Source organism: Enterobacter cloacae complex sp. 382A5 (assembly GCF_050031095.1).
Taxonomy (GTDB): domain Bacteria; phylum Pseudomonadota; class Gammaproteobacteria; order Enterobacterales; family Enterobacteriaceae; genus Enterobacter; species Enterobacter cloacae.
In genome coordinates, this window is sequence record NZ_JBLGVK010000001.1 from 1,437,412 (window position 1) to 1,454,147 (window position 16,736).

The following is a 16,736-nucleotide window of genomic DNA, read 5'->3' on the forward strand; positions in this document are numbered from 1 at the left end:
AATACATCCACTATCAGGCGCGCTTGGCGCGACGTTCAGCAATAAATGCCACCAGGAAAACAGCGCCAATCAGGTCAAAGAAACCCATGGCAATAAAGAGCGGGTTGAAGCCGATTTTGTCGGCGGTCACACCAATCAACAGCGAGAACAGGAAGCTGGCGATCCACGCCGCCGAGCCGCGCATACCGTTAACGGTCGCCATCTGGCCTTTATCGAACGACTCCACCACCAGGGCGCTGAGCATGCAGGAGATGATCTGATGCCCGAAACCGCCGATGGAGATCAGCACGATGGTGATGTACGGGTCGCGGGTAATGGCGACGACGGCCAGAGAGATCATCAGGAACGCGCCGGTGACGGAGCTTGCCACCACGGAGTTGACGCGGGAGCAGCCAAACAGGCGGGTATACAGACGGGTGAGGTAACCGCTTGCCACGCTGCCGAGATCGGCGGCCAGGAACGGCAGCCAGGCAAACATCGCGATCTGCTTCAGGTCCATGCCGTGCTCTTTGGCGAGATACAGCGGCACCCAGAAACTCAGCACTGCCCAGGCCGGTTCCGCCATAAAGGCCGGGATGGCGATACCGTAGAAGCGTTTATTTTTTGAGACGGTTTTCAGCGCGGTCAGGAAGGGCAGTTTTACTGCAGGCGGTTCGTTATCCTGCTTGATAAACGCCAGCTCGTCTTTGCTCAGGTTCGGGTGCTGTTCCGGATTGTGGTAGAACGCCCACCACAGGATCACCCACAGCAGCGCCAGCACGCCGGTGAACATAAACGCGCCCTGCCAGCCAAACGAGGCGTGCGCGAAGTAGATGATAGGCGGAGCCAGCATCGCGCCAATGGAGAAGCCCACACCAGCCCAGCCGGCTGCCACAGGACGTTCCGATTTCGGGAACCATTCACCAATGGTTTTGGCGTTTGCGGGCGTGGCGGCGGCTTCAGAAGCCCCCATAAAGAAGCGCAGGATGGCAAGGTGCAGCCAGCTCCCGGCACCCGCGTGGAAAATACACATCAGCGCCCAGATCCCGGCGCAAATCATAAAGCCAATCTTCAGGCCGATCACGTCGATCAGCCAGCCGCACAGAGGCTGGAAAATGGTGTAGGCGATCTGGAATGCCCCGACGATCCAGGAGTACTGCTCGGTGGTGATCCCGAGGCTCTCTTTCAGTTCCGGGGCGAGGATCCCGAGTGAGTTTCGGGTGATGTAGTTAACGGTGACGCCAAGTAAGAACAGCACCAGCACATACCAGCGCAAGTTTTTAATGACGCGACGGGTTTTGCTTGCCGCAACGGTGTTATTAATGTCCTGACTCATTTTACTCTCCACAAGACGGACGGTAAGGGGACGGAGGTTCAGGTGTCACACAGATTTATGACGTTGATTGTTATCTGTTTTACCGCTTCAAGTTGCTATACAACTAGTATGGAAGTTGTGTGACAACTTCACCTTAAGGGAGAAAATGAGAGGGCAATAGTGGATTTTGTGCAAAATTTCTCATAACTGAGCGACATCATTTGGCATCATGGCTTTGACATCAGCTATTGCCTGATATCCACGCTATGAAAATTTTGTCATTTCGCAAATGGAGCCAGATCACAAAATGGACAAAAGGCTAAAAATCACCGAAATCGCTGCCCGGACTCAGCTCTCCATCAGCACCGTTTCGCGGGTCCTTGCCGGGAAGGCGAATACCAGTGAAAAAGCACGTGCGAAGGTGCTGGCATGCGCGCGCGAGCTGGGGGTGCTGGACGGAATGGCTGCGGGCCGTTTGCTGCTCAACAGTCTCGTTGTCTTCGCCCCACAGCGCGCCTTTGACGAGCGGTCTGACATCTTTTACTACCGTGTGATCCAGAGCGTAAGCAAAGGCCTGGCCTCGTACGATGTTCGCCTGCGTTACTGCGCGCTGGAGGAGAACGACAGCGACGCCCAGCTGTTTCTGGCGCGAATGAACGAGCCGGACACCCAGGCCGCCATCCTCCTCGGCATTGACGATCCGCATATCCACGACCTGGCAGTGGATGTCGGTAAACCCTGTATGCTGATTAACTGCCGCGACCGGCATATGCGCCTGCCTGCCGTCGCGCCGGACCATCGGGCCATTGGCGAGCGGGCGGCGGACTATCTGTTTGAAATGGGACACCGTGAGGTGATGAATGTGTTGTGCCTGCGGCGTTACACCATGGAGCTGCGCCTTGCGGGGATCCGCGATGCATGGCAGTCACACAACCTGAAGTTCAACGATAAACGCGATTTGCTGGTGGCGCCGAGCTTCAGCGCTCGCGAAACAGAGCAACTGGTCACCGACTGGCTGAGCCACATGCAGGGGAAAGACTTGCCGACTGCGTTTCTGGTGGGTGGTGACTTTATGGCGGCGGGCACCATCAGCGCCCTGCAAAAACAGGGGTTGCGCGTGCCGCAGGATATCTCGGTGATGAGCATTGACGGCTTTAATCTGGCGGCCATTCAGGATGTACCGTTAACCGCGGTACATGTCCCGCGTGATGAGCTGGGCACCGAAGCGGTACATATGCTCCAGCAGCGGCTGATGCGCCCGGAGGCGCCATCAGGCACGCTATTGCTTAACGGCACCCTGACCGTACGGGAATCGGTCCGGCGGATACGTCAGGGGAAACGACGCACCGCCGTTGAGCGGGAAGGGCTGTACGACAGTTAAGCCATGCCCAGCGCACGCTTGCCGTGGATATTGAGATCGGCCACGGTAAAGCGATCCTGCCAGGTTTTTTCATAATCTTCGCGCGGGAAATCACCCGGCGATGCCCCGGTTTCCAGCGCCGCTTTCACCTTCTTCGCGTAGGCGAGGTTCTTCTCGCACATTGGCGCGGCAGGAATGTACATCACGTTGCCCCAGCCCTGTTGATCCTCAACCGGCGCGACGGAGTGGATCACATCGCAGTGCCACCACACCGAATCGCCCGCCTCCAGTGCCGGAATGCTGGTGAGCGCTTCGATAAGCAGCGGGTGCCATTTCTCTGACACCGGCAGAACGCGCCCCGGCGCGACGCCGCACAGTTCGTCCTCCGGCACGTCATCCAGCAGCGGACGCAGCAGAATATAAGCCATCGCTTCCGGGATTGGCACCACGTGCAGCAGCCCCTGGCCCGGGATCATGTCCGACAGCGCCGTCCAGCCCTGGAAGGTGCGGAACACCGAACATTTGGTGGTGTTATCCACGGTGTACTCTTCCACTTCAGTACGGTGCGCAGCATTCCACGGATCGTATTTCTCTACGTTGCCATCAAAGACGCGGGCGAAAACCTGCTGATAGGCGGGCAGCAGCCAGCGCTCCAGCGCACCGGAATCGGTATGCGCGCCCAGCCCTTTCGAGGTGGTGCCCGGTGGACGACGGCGGATGCGATCCGGGTAAATCACGCTGACGTCCGGGTCGAACCACTGTTTGCCGTTGCTCTCGAATGTCCACAGACGGTTCAGAAACGACTGCACCTGCGCCATCTCTTCACTCTGGCGCGCCTGCATTTGCGCCTGTGACCAGTAGATAGGGTAAATCTCCGGGCGAGACGCCGTTAAGGTACCAAAGAAGTTATCGCCTGGCCCTTTATAGACTTCATCAAACTGGTTGAGATCGAGGTAATCGAGCATCGACTGATCCCATGCCAGCGCCTGCTCGCGCGGGAAATGACCTTTTATTACCGCGCAACCCCGGCGTTTGATCGCCTCACGCTGCGCGGATGTGATGGTACCATTTTTCACATCCGCAAACGGGATCACCGGCCAGACGGGCTCGCCTTTGTTTTTCAGGGCGTTAATTTCCGCCACGCGGGTCGCGATGGTATCGCTGAGCTTATCGAACACCGCCTGCACATCGCCGATTTGCGCCCGTAGCTCGCGCTTCATCTCACGGATTGCGGCTTTGTGATCCGCCGGCAAAGTTTCACTGGTAAACGTCATAACTGCCTCGCATCTTTCATTCGAAAGTAAAAATGTCTACATGTGATACTTTAAGTTAAAAATTGGTTAATGCAAGTTTAAAAAATTGATGGGTAGCACAGGATAGAAAAAGAGTGAGGGGGGCCGGAGCGCGGCTCCGGCAGGAAGGGAATCAGGCGTCGAACGGGGAGTGGTGGTCCAGCACCGCCTGAATAACGTTCAGCGCGCCCTGATGGTTGTTGTCGTCGGTGCTGTAACGGCTTACGTCTCTGATGCTTTCGGCCGCGTTGCCCATTGCAAAGGAGTATTTCACCAGCTTCAGCATCTCTGCGTCATTGCCGCTGTCGCCAATACCCACGCACTCCTGCGGGGAGACTTTCCAGCGTTTCAGCAGACGGCTGATGCCATTGGCTTTGTGCAGGCCGGGGATAATCAAATCGACAAAACCAAAGCCGCTGGTGACCGGCTTCATAATGCCGTCCAGGGAGACATGCAGTTTATCGACCAGATTCGGGATATCGCTGTCCGGCAGGTTCAGGGAGAACTTAAACAACACGTCGTTAATGTCGCGGTAGTCGCTGATACGCTTTAAGCGGTGATAGTGCTTTGACATCAGCGCCACGAACGCCTCCGGGGCCTGGTCGCTGACGTAAGCGCTGTCGAGACCGCAGGCCACAAAGTTCAGCCCTTTGTCTTTCAGCAGTTCGCCAATAACGATTTGCGACTCATGACGCGTCAGCTCGCCGTGGAAAATTTGTTCACCGTGATCGAAGACCAGCGCACCGTTTTCCGCCACGAAGGAGATCTGATCTTTCAGTTCCGGGAAGAAGGAGATGAGCTGGTAATACTGGTTACCGCTGGCGACAACAAATTCAATATTACGGGCTTTAAGCTGCTCAAACTGTGCCTGAAAGCGGTCACGATCGTACTGCTTGGCATCATCAAGGAAAGTTCCGTCCATATCGGTGACGATAACTTTAACGGTCATACTGTGCTCCTGGGTCACTGCGTTTTGAAACATTCTAATAACAAGGTGACGGGGAGCACAAATTTAATTTCGAATGAAAGTAGAAAAGCCGGGTGGCGGCTTCGCCTTACCCGGCCTACGGGGATAATTGTAGGCCCGGTAAGCGCAGCGCCACCGGGCGTTTTTTTACAGCGTATGCTCCGTACGCGCAATGATATCGTCCTGTGCATCCGGCGACAGGGCGGTGAAGAACGCCGAGTAGCCTGCGACGCGTACCACCAGGTCACGATACTGGTCCGGGTGTTTCTTCGCGTCCAGCAGCGTTTCGCGTGAAACGATGTTGTACTGAATATGCCAGCCTTTATGCACCTCGAAGAAGGTACGCAGCAGCACCATCAGCTTTTGACGGTCGCTGTCGTTTTCCAGCGTTGACGGGTTCAGCTTCTGGTTTAACAGCACGCCGCCAAGAATCGCTTCGGTTGGCAGTTTACCCACGGAGCCGATTACCGCCGTTGGACCGAGGTGATCGGTACCGGAGGCCGGACTGGCGCCTTCCGCCAGCGGGGTGTGCGCTTTGCGTCCGTCCGGAGTCGCCATTGTCGCTGCACCAAACGGCACGTTTGCGGAGATGGAGGATGTGCCCGCGTAGTAGTTACCGCCAATGGGGCCACGGCCGTAACGCGGGTTGTGATACTGCTTCAGCTCGTCAATGTAGGTCTGATAAGCACGGGTCAGCAGCATGTCCACACTGTCGTCATCGTTGCCGTACTTCGGCGCACCGTTGATCAGACGCTGACGCAGCTGCTCGTGCGTCAGCCCGTCGAAGTCATCCGCCAGCGCCGCCGCCAGCTGTTGCTGACCGATGACGCCCTGCTCGAACACCAGTTTCTTCACCGCCGCCAGGCTGTTACCGAGGTTGGCAATACCTACCTGCAGGCCGGAGACCCAGTCATACTTCGCACCGCCCTGCTTGATGCTTTTCGCCCGCTCGATGCAGTCATCCACCAGCGCCGAGCAGAGGATATCGTGGACATTCTCTTCCAGCATGGTGTCCACGACATACTCAATCTCGATGGATTTACGGGTGTAATAGCGGATCTGGGTATCCCAGGCCGTCATCACCTCGTCGAAATTGCTGAAGTTACCGGCAGAGAGCGCTTTCTCCTGCGGCAGGAACACTTTCCCGCTGGTGGCATCGCGGCCGCCTTCCAGCGCGGCGAGCATCACGCGGGCGAAGTTAATAAAGCTCATGCCGGTGCAGCGGTAGCCCCATTTGCCGCCAACGGCGGTTTCGATGCAGCCGATGGCGGCATAGTCGTACGCATCTTCTTTTTCCACGCCGAGCTTGATGAATTCCGGGATCACGATTTCATCGTTGTTGAACGCCGGCATGCCGAAGCCGCAGCGGATCACCTGCACGCAGGCGTCGAGGAAGTCGTTGCTCATCCCTGCGTGATAACGCACGCTCAGGTTTGGCTGGGTGGAGCGCAGACGACCGCAGGACTCCAGAATCGCGTAAGAGAGCGGGTTGACGGCGTCCATTGGCTCACCGTTGACCAGCTTCTGACCGCCGATGGTGACGTTCTGGTACAGCGGGCTGCCTGCGGAGGCTTTGGAGTGCGAGCCGGAGCGGATCTTGTTCACTTCCAGCAACTTCAGCCAGCAGCTGTGGAGCAGCTCGATGGCGTGCTCGCGGTCAAGGCTCTGGTTCAGCTCTACGTCGCGACGGTAGTACGGGTAGAGATACTGATCCATGCGGGCGAACGACACGGAGTGGCCGTTGGACTCAATCTGCAGGATAAGCTGAATGAAGTAGCACAGCTGCAGCGCCTGCCAGAAGGTTTTTGGCGGTTCATGGGCAATCGCGTCACAGTTTTCCGCTATCGCCAGCAGCTCGTCGCGGCGGCTGACGCGGGATTCGGTAGCCGCCATTTCACGCGCCAGGGCTGCAAAACGTTCGATATGCAGACTTACCGCCTCCAGCACGATATCTATCGCTTTCAGGAACTGATCGCCGTGCAGGTCGTCCAGCACCGTCAGGTTGATGCGCGAGCGGCGCTCGGCCACTTTAGCACGCAGGCCGTCGAGCCCTTTTTCCAGCACCAGCGGGAAGTTCACCGCCAGGTGGGCATCGCCGGAGGTCATGTTGCCTTCGGCTTTGATAATGCCGGTTTCCAGCAGGCTTTTCTGCTCGTCGGTGAACATGCCGTAACAGCGATCCTGTACCGTCTGGCCGCGCCACCACGGGCAGATCTCATGCAGAACGCGCTTATTCTCTTCGCTGACCGCAAAGCCCGCGCCGGGACGGTCCGCCAGATCGTCAATCTCTTTCTCAATCCAGGAGACGGTATATTCCGGGAAGATCGGCGCGGCGCGCACTTCGCTTGCCTGGTTACCAACGATCAGCTCATCGTGTTTGATCCAGATGGTGCGCTGCGCGAGATGATGCGCCAGCGCCAGCGCGCGACGCACCGGGATCGGTTTATCCATATGCTGCTGGTACATTTCAGTGTAGTGCTGGGCGCGCTCGGTACAGACCGGCGGCTTCACGATATGCACCAGGGCCATTTTGTGCGCTTTAATGCGCTCGCTGAGGGTGTTGAGATTCAGGGTAGTCATCGTTTTATCCTCGTAAGGTCGCGGTTAACCCTTTCTGGCAGGCATACTGCTGTGCAAAGTCCAGTAGCGCAGGGTTATCCAGCGGTTTGTCAGGGGCAGAGTAAGGTTGGCCGAGCAGGGTGTATTTGTTCATGCCCAGCGTGTGATACGGCAGAAAGTGAATGTCGCGAACGTTCAGTTCGTCGGCGGCGAAATTGGTAATGGCGGTAACAGAGGCTTCATCGGCGTTAAAGCCCGGGATCAGCGGCACGCGAATGATGATTTTTTTCCCGGCCGCCGCCAGGCGTTTCAGGTTGTCCAGGATGCGTTTTGCCGAGCCGTCCGTCCACTGTTTGAACACCTCTGCATCCACATGCTTCAGGTCGGCGAGGAACAGATCGACATACGGAAGTGAAGGTGCGATATAGTGCCACGGCACGTGAAGGCAAGTTTCGACGGCGGTATGAATACCCTGTTCATGGCTGGCTTTAAACAACGCCAGTGCCAGATCGGGGTTCATAAACGGCTCGCCGCCGGAGAGGGTGATTCCACCGCCGCTGCGGTCGTAAAACGGCTTATCGCGCAGGACGGTCGCCATGATCTCCTCCACCTGACGTTCTTCACCACACACGGTGAGCGCCTGCGTCGGGCAGCAGTCGGTAAGGGCGTTAAGCGTCTGTTCGTCTAGTTTCTCTCGGTGGATGACCAGCCCGTTCAGCGCACGTTCGATACAGCCCGGTGCCGCCTGCTGGCACAGATCGCAGCCGTCCAGGCACAGACGCGCATCAAACAGCACGTCCCGCGTGCGGGCCCGGCTTTCCGGGTTCTGGCACCAGCGACAGCCCAGCGAGCAGCCTTTCAGGAACACCACGGTACGGATCCCGGGGCCATCGTGGGTAGAGTAACGCTGAATATTGAAGATCATGATTTTGCCTCTCATCTTGCATATGAAGATTAATTACTTTCGAATGAAAGTTATCTTGATACAGGTCAACTCCTGAGCAGGTTTTGTCGTGATAGGGTAAGTGCAGGCTAAAATTGAGGGCGACATCATGGAACTTTATCTCGACACTTCTGACGTTGCGGCAGTGAAAAAGCTCGCACGCATCTTCCCGCTGGCGGGCGTAACCACCAACCCCAGCATTGTGGCGGCAGGCAAAACGCCGCTTGAGGTTCTGCTGCCAGAACTGCACGACGCGCTGGGTGGCAAAGGCCGTCTGTTCGCGCAGGTGATGGCCACGACCGCCGAAGGCATGGTGGACGATGCGCGTAAGCTACGTTCTATCATTAACGACCTGGTGGTGAAAGTGCCGGTGACGGCGGAAGGGCTGGCGGCGATCAAAATGCTGAAAGCAGAAGGGATCCCGACGCTGGGGACCGCGGTATATGGTGCCGCACAGGGGATGTTGTCCGCGCTGGCGGGGGCAGAGTATGTCGCGCCTTACGTTAACCGCGTGGATGCGCAGGGCGGAGACGGGATCCAGACCGTTGTGGAATTACAGCAATTGCTGGCGCTGCATGCCCCGCAATCAAAAGTGCTGGCGGCGAGCTTCAAAACTCCGCGTCAGGCGCTGGATTGCCTGCTGGCCGGCTGTGAGTCCATCACGCTGCCGCTGGACGTGGCGCAGCAGTTTATTACCTCTCCGGCGGTGGATGCGGCGATCGTGAAGTTTGAGCAGGACTGGCAGGGGGCGTTTGGACGGACGGCTCTCTGACGCGTTATCTCCCTCTCCCGGTGGGAGAGGGCCGGGGTGAGGGCATCAGGCCGCAACGAGGTTTAACCGCTGCACACCTCACACCCCGGATTACGCATCAGCTTCATCTCGCGGAACTGGCAGGTCATTGCGTCATACATCACAATTTTCCCCGCCGCTGGCGTACCGTAACGGGTCAGCACTTTGATCGCTTCCATCGCCTGCAGTGACCCGATCACGCCGACTAACGGCGCCATCACGCCCGCCTCGACGCAGGTGAGCGCATTCTCACCAAACAGGCGGCTCAGACAGCGATAACACGGTTCGCCTTCAGCATAGGTAAAGACGCTGATCTGTCCTTCCATGCGGATTGCCGCGCCAGAAACCAGCGGCGTTTTGTGGGTAAAACAGCCGGCGTTTAGCTGGTTGCGGATGGCGACGTTATCAGTACAGTCCAGCACCAGATCGTGCTTTGCGATTTGCGCGTATAACGCCTCGTCATCCAGCATCGCGTTAATCGGGGTAAACTGAACGTGGGGGTTGATGCGCGTTAACGCTGCGCGGGCAGAGTCCACCTTCGGCTGGCCAAGTGTCGCATCGCTGTGCAGCGTCTGGCGCTGCAGATTTGACACCGACACGGTATCAAAGTCCAGCAGCGTCATCTTGCCCACACCCGCCGCGGCGAGGTATTGCGCGGCGGCGCAGCCCAGACCGCCCAGGCCGACGACCAGTACGCTGGCCGCCTTGAGCGCTTCCTGGCCTTCAAAATCAAAACCGCGCAGCACAATCTGGCGGTTATAGCGCATCATCTCTTCATCGCTCAGTTCCGCCGCCATCTCAGCCTCCGAACAGGTGGTTAAAGTGCTCCACCTCAACCCATTCGCCTGCTTCCACATTGCCACGCTCGCGCTCCAGCACGATAAAGCAGTTGCCCTGGCTGAAGGAGCTGAAAATGTGCGAACCCTGATGGCCGGTGGTGCTCACCTCCAGCTCGCCCTCCGCGTTGCGCGTCAGAATACCGCGCTGGAAATCAAGACGACCGGGGGATTTCTTAAGGCGCGTAGCGGCACGCACGCGCTGGCGTACCGGCAGCGGACTGGCACGGTTGCCCGAAAGCTTCGCCAGCAGCGGGATCACCAGCTGGTAGAAGGTCAGGGCGGCAGAGACCGGGTTACCCGGCAGGCCGCAGAACCAGCTGTGCTTAAGCTTGCCAAAAGCGAACGGTTTGCCCGGCTTGATGGCCAGCTTCCAGAAGGCGATTTCACCCAGCTCTTCCAGGATGGTTTTGGTGTAATCCGCTTCACCCACCGAAACACCGCCGGAGCTGATCACCACGTCGGCCGCGTTGTCTGCCTCAATAAAGGCGGCGCGCAGTTTTTCCGGGTCATCAGGAATAATGCCAAGGTTGATCACTTCACAGCCCAACTGCTCCAGCATCAGGTGTACCGCCAGACGGTTGGTGTCGTAAATCTGCCCGTCCTGCAGCGGCTGGCCCGGAAGCTGCAGTTCATCACCGGTAGAAAAGAGCGCGACGCGCACCTGACGGATCACCTCAATGTCCGCGATACCGAGCGAGGCCAGCACCGGCAGTTCACCCACCGTCAGCTTCTGCCCCGCAGCGAATACCGTTGCGCCAAGAGCAATATCTTCGCCGGTGCGGCGGATGTTCTGGCCTGCTTTGACGCTGGCGGTAAAGCGCACGCCGTCAGCGGTCTGTTCGGTCTCTTCCTGCATCACTACCGCATCGCAGCCTGCAGGAACCGGCGCGCCGGTCATGATGCGCACGCAAGTGCCCACAGGCCATTCTCCGTCAAACGGTTGACCGGCGAAGGCTTTTCCTGCGACAGGCAGCGCCTGACCCGTCTGGAGATCCGCCAGGCGTACCGCGTAACCGTCCATCGCTGAGTTATCAAACCCCGGCACGTTAAGCGGGGAAATGATGTCGCGTGCGGCAATACGACCAAAACAGCGCGCCAGCGGCAGCGTCTCTACGTCGTGCAGCGGGGAAAGTCGGTCCAGCATCTGCGTGAGTGCCGTCTCAAGCGGCATCAGTCCGGCGGTAAAATCCATGGTGGGCTCCAGCACAGTAACAACGAAAGCGCTCATTATGGCAGAAAAGTGCGGCTAACTGTATGACCCACCATGAGTACCCTTTACATCGCAGTTGCGTCTTTCTATATTCAAAAATTATCTGAAGAATCATCAACGATAATGATATTTATAGAAAAAGCCGCCATGCAGGCTGACAGGTGAGGCGAAATGGTTAATGCGGTAATCGCAATTCATGGCGGCGCCGGGGCTATTACCCGTGCACAGCTCACTCCTGAGCAGGAGAAGCGCTACATTGATGCGCTCTACGCCATTGTCGAAACGGGCCAGCGAATGCTGGAGGCGGGCGAAAGCGCGCTGGATGTGGTGACCGAAGCAGTGCGTCTGCTGGAAGAGTGTCCGCTGTTCAATGCGGGGATAGGTTCCGTGTATACGCGTGACGAGACGCACGAGCTGGATGCCTGCGTGATGGATGGCGTCACCCTGAAAGCAGGGGCCGTGGCGGGCGTGAGCCATTTGCGCAACCCGATTCTGGCGGCGCGACTGGTGATGGAAGAGAGTCCTCATGTGCTACTGACGGGCGTTGGGGCGGAGAACTTTGCCTTCGCACACGGGATGGAGCGGGTATCGCCGGATCTTTTTTCCACTGACGAGCGCTACCAGCAGCTACTGGCAGCCCGTACGGCGGGCATGACCCAGCTGGACCACTCCTCACCGCTCAATGAAACCACCAAAATGGGCACGGTTGGCGCGGTGGCGCTCGACAAGGCCGGTAATCTGGCGGCGGCCACCTCAACCGGCGGTATGACCAACAAGCTACCGGGCCGGGTTGGCGACAGTCCGCTGCCGGGCGCCGGGTGCTATGCCAATAACGCCACGGCGGCGGTCTCCTGCACCGGAACCGGCGAAGTGTTTATTCGCGCGCTCGCCGCATATGACATTACCGCCCTGATGGATTACGGCGGGCTCAGCCTGAGTGAAGCCTGCGAGCGTGTGGTTATGGAAAAGTTGCCCGCGCTGGGCGGTGAGGGTGGACTCATTGCGGTGGACCGTGAGGGTAACGTAGCCCTGCCGTTCAACAGCGAAGGGATGTACCGCGCCTGGGGCTATGCCGGTGATGAACCCAGCACCGGGATCTATCGTGAATAAGGGGGCAACGCGTGCCGCACAGTGAAGAGCTGGATAACCGCGAAGTGCTGGCTGTCCATCAGCTGAATATTGCGTTTCAGGAGGAGCGGCAGTTCATCCCCGCAGTAGAGAATTTATCCTTCTCACTCAACCGCGGCGAAACGCTGGCGATTGTGGGTGAGTCCGGCTCGGGGAAATCGGTCACCGCGCTGGCGCTGATGCGCCTGCTGGAACAGACGGGCGGGCAAATCAGCAGCGAGAAGATGCTTCTGCGCCGTCGCAATCGTCAGGTCATAGATTTAAATGAGCTGAGCGCAGCACAGATGCAGGGCGTGCGCGGGGCGGATATCGCGATGATCTTCCAGGAGCCGATGACCTCGCTGAACCCGGTCTTCCCGGTTGGAGAGCAAATTGCCGAATCCATCCGCCTGCATCAGGGGCTGAGCGGCGATGAAGCGCTTCTGGAAGCCAAACGGATGCTGGAGCTGGTACGTATCCCGGAGTCGCAGTCCATACTCGGCCGCTATCCGCATCAGCTCTCCGGCGGGATGCGTCAGCGGGTGATGATTGCCATGGCGCTCTCGTGCCGTCCGGCGGTATTGATTGCGGACGAGCCGACGACAGCGCTGGATGTCACCATTCAGGCGCAGATCCTGCAGCTTATCAAAGTGCTGCAGCAGGAGATGGAGATGGGGGTGATGTTTATCACCCACGATATGGGCGTGGTCGCGGATATTGCCGATCGCGTGCTGGTGATGCACCAGGGCAGGGCGGTAGAAACCGGCACGGTAGAGCAGATTTTCCATGCGCCCGCCCACCCATACACCAAAGCGCTGCTGGCGGCGGTTCCGCGTCTGGGAGCGATGAACGGCAGCGATCTTCCGCGCCGTTTCCCGCTGATTTCCCTTGAGGCGGCGGGCCGCCAGGAAGAGGAAACCGAGCAGGACACCGTGGTCCCCGGCAAGCCCATTCTGGAGGTGCGGGATCTGGTGACCCGTTTTCCTCTGCGCAGCGGCATTTTCAACCGCGTAAAGCGTGAAGTGCACGCGGTTGAAAATGTCAGTTTTGATTTATGGCCAGGCGAAACGCTGGCGCTGGTGGGGGAGTCGGGCTGCGGCAAATCCACCACCGGACGCGCGTTACTTCGGCTGGTGGAGTCGCAGGAAGGGAGCATTACCTTTAACGGCGAACGTATCGACACCCTTCCTGACAGTAAGCTTCAGGCGGTGAGGCGGAATATCCAGTTTATTTTTCAGGATCCGTATGCGTCTCTGGACCCGCGCCATACGGTGGGGTATTCGATTATGGAGCCGCTGCGGGTGCATAACCTGCTCGACGGCGAAGCCGCACAGCGTCGGGTGGCGTGGCTGCTGGAACGCGTGGGGCTGAAGCCGGAACATGCCTGGCGTTACCCGCATGAGTTTTCCGGCGGTCAGCGGCAGCGAATTTGTATTGCCCGCGCGCTGGCCCTGAACCCAAAAGTGGTGATCGCAGACGAATCTGTCTCGGCGCTGGATGTCTCTATCCGCGCGCAAATCATCAATTTATTGCTCGACTTACAGCGGGATCTGGGGATTGCCTTTCTTTTTATTTCCCACGACATGGCGGTGGTGGAGCGCATCAGCCATCGCGTGGCGGTGATGTATCTGGGGCAAATCGTCGAGATTGGTCCGCGGCGGGCGGTGTTTGAGAACCCGCAGCACCCGTACACCCGTAAGCTGATGTCTGCAGTACCGGTTGCCGATCCTGAACACCGTCACGGGCAGCGCGTGCTGCTGCAGGATGAGATGCCGAGCAATATTCGTAAACGGGGTGAGGTCATGGAGCGGGTCACGCTGCGTGAAGTGGGCCCCGGACATTTTGTTGCCCCTCCGCGTCAGGACAATGCATTTTCGCGGTTATAACGTACAACAGGCAGGAGAACACAATGGTTAAATTTGTTGCTCGTACATGGCTGTTAGCCGCGAGCGTGACGGCAGCCCTGGCCGCCTCTCCCGCGTTCGCTGCCAAAGATGTGGTGGTTGCCGTCGGCTCCAATTTCACCACCCTTGATCCCTATGACGCCAACGATACGCTGTCGCAGGCGGTCGCCAAGTCGTTCTACCAGGGGCTGTTTGGCCTGGACAGAGAGATGAAGCTGAAAAATGTGCTGGCAGAGGGGTACACCGTCTCGGATGATGGGCTGGTCTATACCATTAAGCTCAGAACCGGCGTGAAGTTCCAGGATGGCACCGATTTCAACGCGGAGGCGGTGAAGGTTAACCTCGACCGCGCCAGCAACCCGGAAAACAGCCTCAAGCGCTATAACCTCTATAAAAATATTGCCAGCACCGAGGCCGTCGATCCGACAACGGTAAAAATTACCCTGAAAGAGCCGTTCTCGGCCTTTATTAATATTCTGGCGCATCCGGCGACGGCGATGATCTCACCTGCGGCCCTGAAAAAATACGGGAAAGAGATTGGGTTCCATCCGGTCGGTACCGGCCCGTATGAGCTGGTGACCTGGAACCAGACGGACTTTGTAAAGGTGAAGAAATTCGCCGGCTACTGGCAGCAGGGGCTGCCGAAGCTCGACACCATCACCTGGCGTCCGGTGGTGGATAACAACACCCGCGCGGCGATGCTGCAAACCGGCGAAGCGCAGTTTGCCTTCCCGATCCCGTACGAGCAGGCGGCGATCCTGCAGAAGAACAGCAAGCTGGAGCTGGTGGCCAGTCCGTCCATTATGCAGCGTTACACCAGCATGAACGTGACGCAAAAACCGTTTGATAATCCCAAAGTGCGCGAGGCCATCAATTACGCGATTAACCGTCAGGCGCTGGTAAAAGTGGCCTTCGCGGGCTTCGCCACCCCGGCCACCGGCGTGCTGCCCCCGGCTATTGCCTATGCGCAAAGCTATCAGCCGTGGCCATACGATCCGGCGAAAGCCCGTGAACTGTTAAAAGAGGCGGGCTTCCCGAACGGCTTTAGCACCACGCTATGGTCATCCCATAATCACAGTACCGCGCAGAAGGTGCTGCAGTTTACCCAGCAGCAGCTGGCGCAGGTCGGTATTAAGGTGCAGGTCACCGCGATGGATGCCGGACAGCGTGCGGCAGAAGTGGAAGGGAAAGGGCAGAAAGAGAGCGGCGTGCGGATGTTCTACACCGGCTGGTCGGCCTCTACCGGTGAGGCTGACTGGGCGCTGTCGCCGCTGTTCGCCTCGCAGAACTGGCCGCCGACCCTGTTCAACACGGCATTCTACAGCAACCCGCAGGTGGATAAAGATCTTGCCGATGCGCTGAAAACCACCAAACCGGATGAGAAAGCGCGCCTCTACAAAGACGCACAGGATATCATCTGGAAAGAGTCGCCGTGGGTACCGCTGGTGGTTGAAAAACTGGTTTCGGCGCATAACAAAGCGTTGACCGGGTTTTACATCATGCCGGATACGGGCTTTAGCTTTGACGATGCGGATTTAAAATAACACTCATGCTCAATTATGTTTGTAAACGCCTGCTGGGGCTTATCCCGACGCTGCTGATTGTGGCGGTACTGGTGTTTTTGTTTGTCCATCTGCTGCCGGGCGATCCGGCGCGTCTGGTGGCCGGGCCAGAGGCGGATGCCACCGTCATTGAACTGGTGCGCAAACAGCTTGGTCTCGACCAGCCTCTGTACATGCAGTTTCTCCATTATATTTGCAACGTGCTGCAGGGCGATTTTGGTATCTCGATGGTGTCGCGTCGCCCGGTATCGGAAGAGATTGCCAGCCGCTTTATGCCTACGTTCTGGTTAACGATTGCCAGCATGTGCTGGGCGGTGGTGTTTGGGCTTGGCGCCGGGATTGTCGCTGCCGTCTGGCGCAACCGCTGGCCGGACAAGCTCGGCATGGCGCTGGCGGTGACCGGGATCTCTTTCCCGGCCTTTGCGCTGGGGATGCTCCTGATGCAGATTTTCTCCGTGGAGCTGGGCTGGTTGCCCACCGTCGGGGCCGATACCTGGAAGCACTACATCCTGCCGTCCATGACGCTGGGCGCGGCCGTCTCCGCGGTGATGGCGCGCTTCACACGCGCGTCGTTCGTTGACGTGTTGAGTGAAGATTACATCCGTACCGCACGGGCGAAAGGGGTGAGCGAGAAGTGGGTCATCCTCAAGCACGGTTTTCGTAACGCGATGATCCCGGTGGTGACCATGATGGGGCTGCAGTTCGGCTTCCTGCTGGGGGGCTCTATCGTGGTGGAAAAGGTCTTCAACTGGCCGGGGCTGGGGCGCCTGCTGGTGGACTCGGTCGAGATGCGCGACTATCCGGTCATTCAGGCGGAAGTTCTGCTCTTCTCGCTGGAATTTATTCTTATCAATTTAGTGGTGGATGTGCTGTACGCCGCCATTAATCCGGCCATCAGGTATAAGTAAG

The 16,736-nt window shown here is 58.3% G+C and carries 12 protein-coding genes and 1 pseudogene; 6 read left to right on the forward strand and 7 right to left on the reverse strand.

All coding sequences use genetic code 11. From position 1 onward, the window contains the following. Positions 1 to 13: 13 nt before the first annotated feature. Positions 14 to 1,315 carry an MFS transporter gene (locus ACQG2G_RS06790; RefSeq protein WP_023621974.1) on the reverse strand — a complete coding sequence of 434 codons (1,302 nt, stop codon included), beginning with the start codon at positions 1,313 to 1,315 and terminating at the stop codon, positions 14 to 16. Between the two features lie 286 nt (positions 1,316 to 1,601). Here ACQG2G_RS06790 and ACQG2G_RS06795 point away from each other — a divergent pair, with 286 nt between their 5' ends. After that, a complete protein-coding gene (locus tag ACQG2G_RS06795) occupies positions 1,602 to 2,675 on the forward strand; it encodes a LacI family DNA-binding transcriptional regulator (RefSeq protein WP_048971702.1) in 1,074 nt (357 codons plus the stop codon). Here the strand turns inward: ACQG2G_RS06795 and ACQG2G_RS06800 are convergent. The 4 genes from ACQG2G_RS06800 to ACQG2G_RS06815 all read right to left on the reverse strand — a co-directional run bounded on the left by ACQG2G_RS06800 (position 2,672) and on the right by ACQG2G_RS06815 (position 8,397). Continuing rightward, positions 2,672 to 3,928: a DUF1479 domain-containing protein gene (locus tag ACQG2G_RS06800; protein ID WP_029882865.1), complete on the reverse strand. Its 1,257-nt coding sequence runs from the start codon at positions 3,926 to 3,928 to the stop codon at positions 2,672 to 2,674. The two genes, ACQG2G_RS06795 and ACQG2G_RS06800, sit on opposite strands and share 4 nt — an antisense overlap. A 151-nt stretch (positions 3,929 to 4,079) precedes the next feature. Then, on the reverse strand, positions 4,080 to 4,895 hold the full coding sequence (locus tag ACQG2G_RS06805; protein WP_029882866.1) for a Cof-type HAD-IIB family hydrolase: 816 nt from the start codon (positions 4,893 to 4,895) through the stop codon (positions 4,080 to 4,082). A 165-nt stretch (positions 4,896 to 5,060) separates the two neighbouring features. Beyond that, positions 5,061 to 7,493, reverse strand: a complete 2,433-nt coding sequence (locus ACQG2G_RS06810) for a formate C-acetyltransferase/glycerol dehydratase family glycyl radical enzyme (RefSeq protein ID WP_045295693.1) — start codon at positions 7,491 to 7,493, stop codon at positions 5,061 to 5,063. A gap of 4 nt (positions 7,494 to 7,497) precedes the next feature. After that, positions 7,498 to 8,397: a glycyl-radical enzyme activating protein gene (locus ACQG2G_RS06815; RefSeq protein WP_045295694.1), complete on the reverse strand. Its 900-nt coding sequence runs from the start codon at positions 8,395 to 8,397 to the stop codon at positions 7,498 to 7,500. 127 nt (positions 8,398 to 8,524) lie between these two features. Between ACQG2G_RS06815 and fsa the strand changes: the two genes are divergently transcribed. Continuing rightward, positions 8,525 to 9,187 (forward strand): fructose-6-phosphate aldolase, encoded by a 663-nt coding sequence (gene fsa / locus ACQG2G_RS06820; RefSeq protein WP_094085276.1) that lies wholly within the window; start codon positions 8,525 to 8,527, stop codon positions 9,185 to 9,187. A gap of 62 nt (positions 9,188 to 9,249) precedes the next feature. Here the strand turns inward: fsa and moeB are convergent, their stop codons facing one another. Both moeB and moeA read right to left on the reverse strand, forming a co-directional pair. Further along, positions 9,250 to 10,002, reverse strand: a complete 753-nt coding sequence (gene moeB / locus ACQG2G_RS06825; RefSeq protein WP_029882870.1) for a molybdopterin-synthase adenylyltransferase MoeB — start codon at positions 10,000 to 10,002, stop codon at positions 9,250 to 9,252. 1 nt (position 10,003) lies between these two features. Beyond that, on the reverse strand, positions 10,004 to 11,236 hold the full coding sequence (moeA, locus tag ACQG2G_RS06830; protein WP_094085269.1) for a molybdopterin molybdotransferase MoeA: 1,233 nt from the start codon (positions 11,234 to 11,236) through the stop codon (positions 10,004 to 10,006). A 189-nt stretch (positions 11,237 to 11,425) separates the two neighbouring features. On the opposite strand from moeA, the pseudogene iaaA reads away from it, so the two are divergent. The 4 genes and pseudogenes from iaaA to gsiC all read left to right on the forward strand — a co-directional run bounded on the left by iaaA (position 11,426) and on the right by gsiC (position 16,735). Then, positions 11,426 to 12,389 (forward strand): annotated as a pseudogene (gene iaaA, locus ACQG2G_RS06835) (beta-aspartyl-peptidase). Continuing rightward, a complete protein-coding gene (gene gsiA / locus ACQG2G_RS06840; protein WP_040020707.1) occupies positions 12,376 to 14,247 on the forward strand; it encodes a glutathione ABC transporter ATP-binding protein GsiA in 1,872 nt (623 codons plus the stop codon). The pseudogene iaaA and the gene gsiA overlap by 14 nt, the downstream one beginning before the upstream one ends. 23 nt (positions 14,248 to 14,270) lie before the next feature. Further along, positions 14,271 to 15,809: a glutathione ABC transporter substrate-binding protein GsiB gene (gene gsiB, locus ACQG2G_RS06845; RefSeq protein WP_061772090.1), complete on the forward strand. Its 1,539-nt coding sequence runs from the start codon at positions 14,271 to 14,273 to the stop codon at positions 15,807 to 15,809. Positions 15,810 to 15,814: 5 nt separating this feature from the next. Next, positions 15,815 to 16,735, forward strand: a complete 921-nt coding sequence (gsiC, locus tag ACQG2G_RS06850; RefSeq protein ID WP_020689877.1) for a glutathione ABC transporter permease GsiC — start codon at positions 15,815 to 15,817, stop codon at positions 16,733 to 16,735. Position 16,736 lies beyond the last annotated feature (1 nt).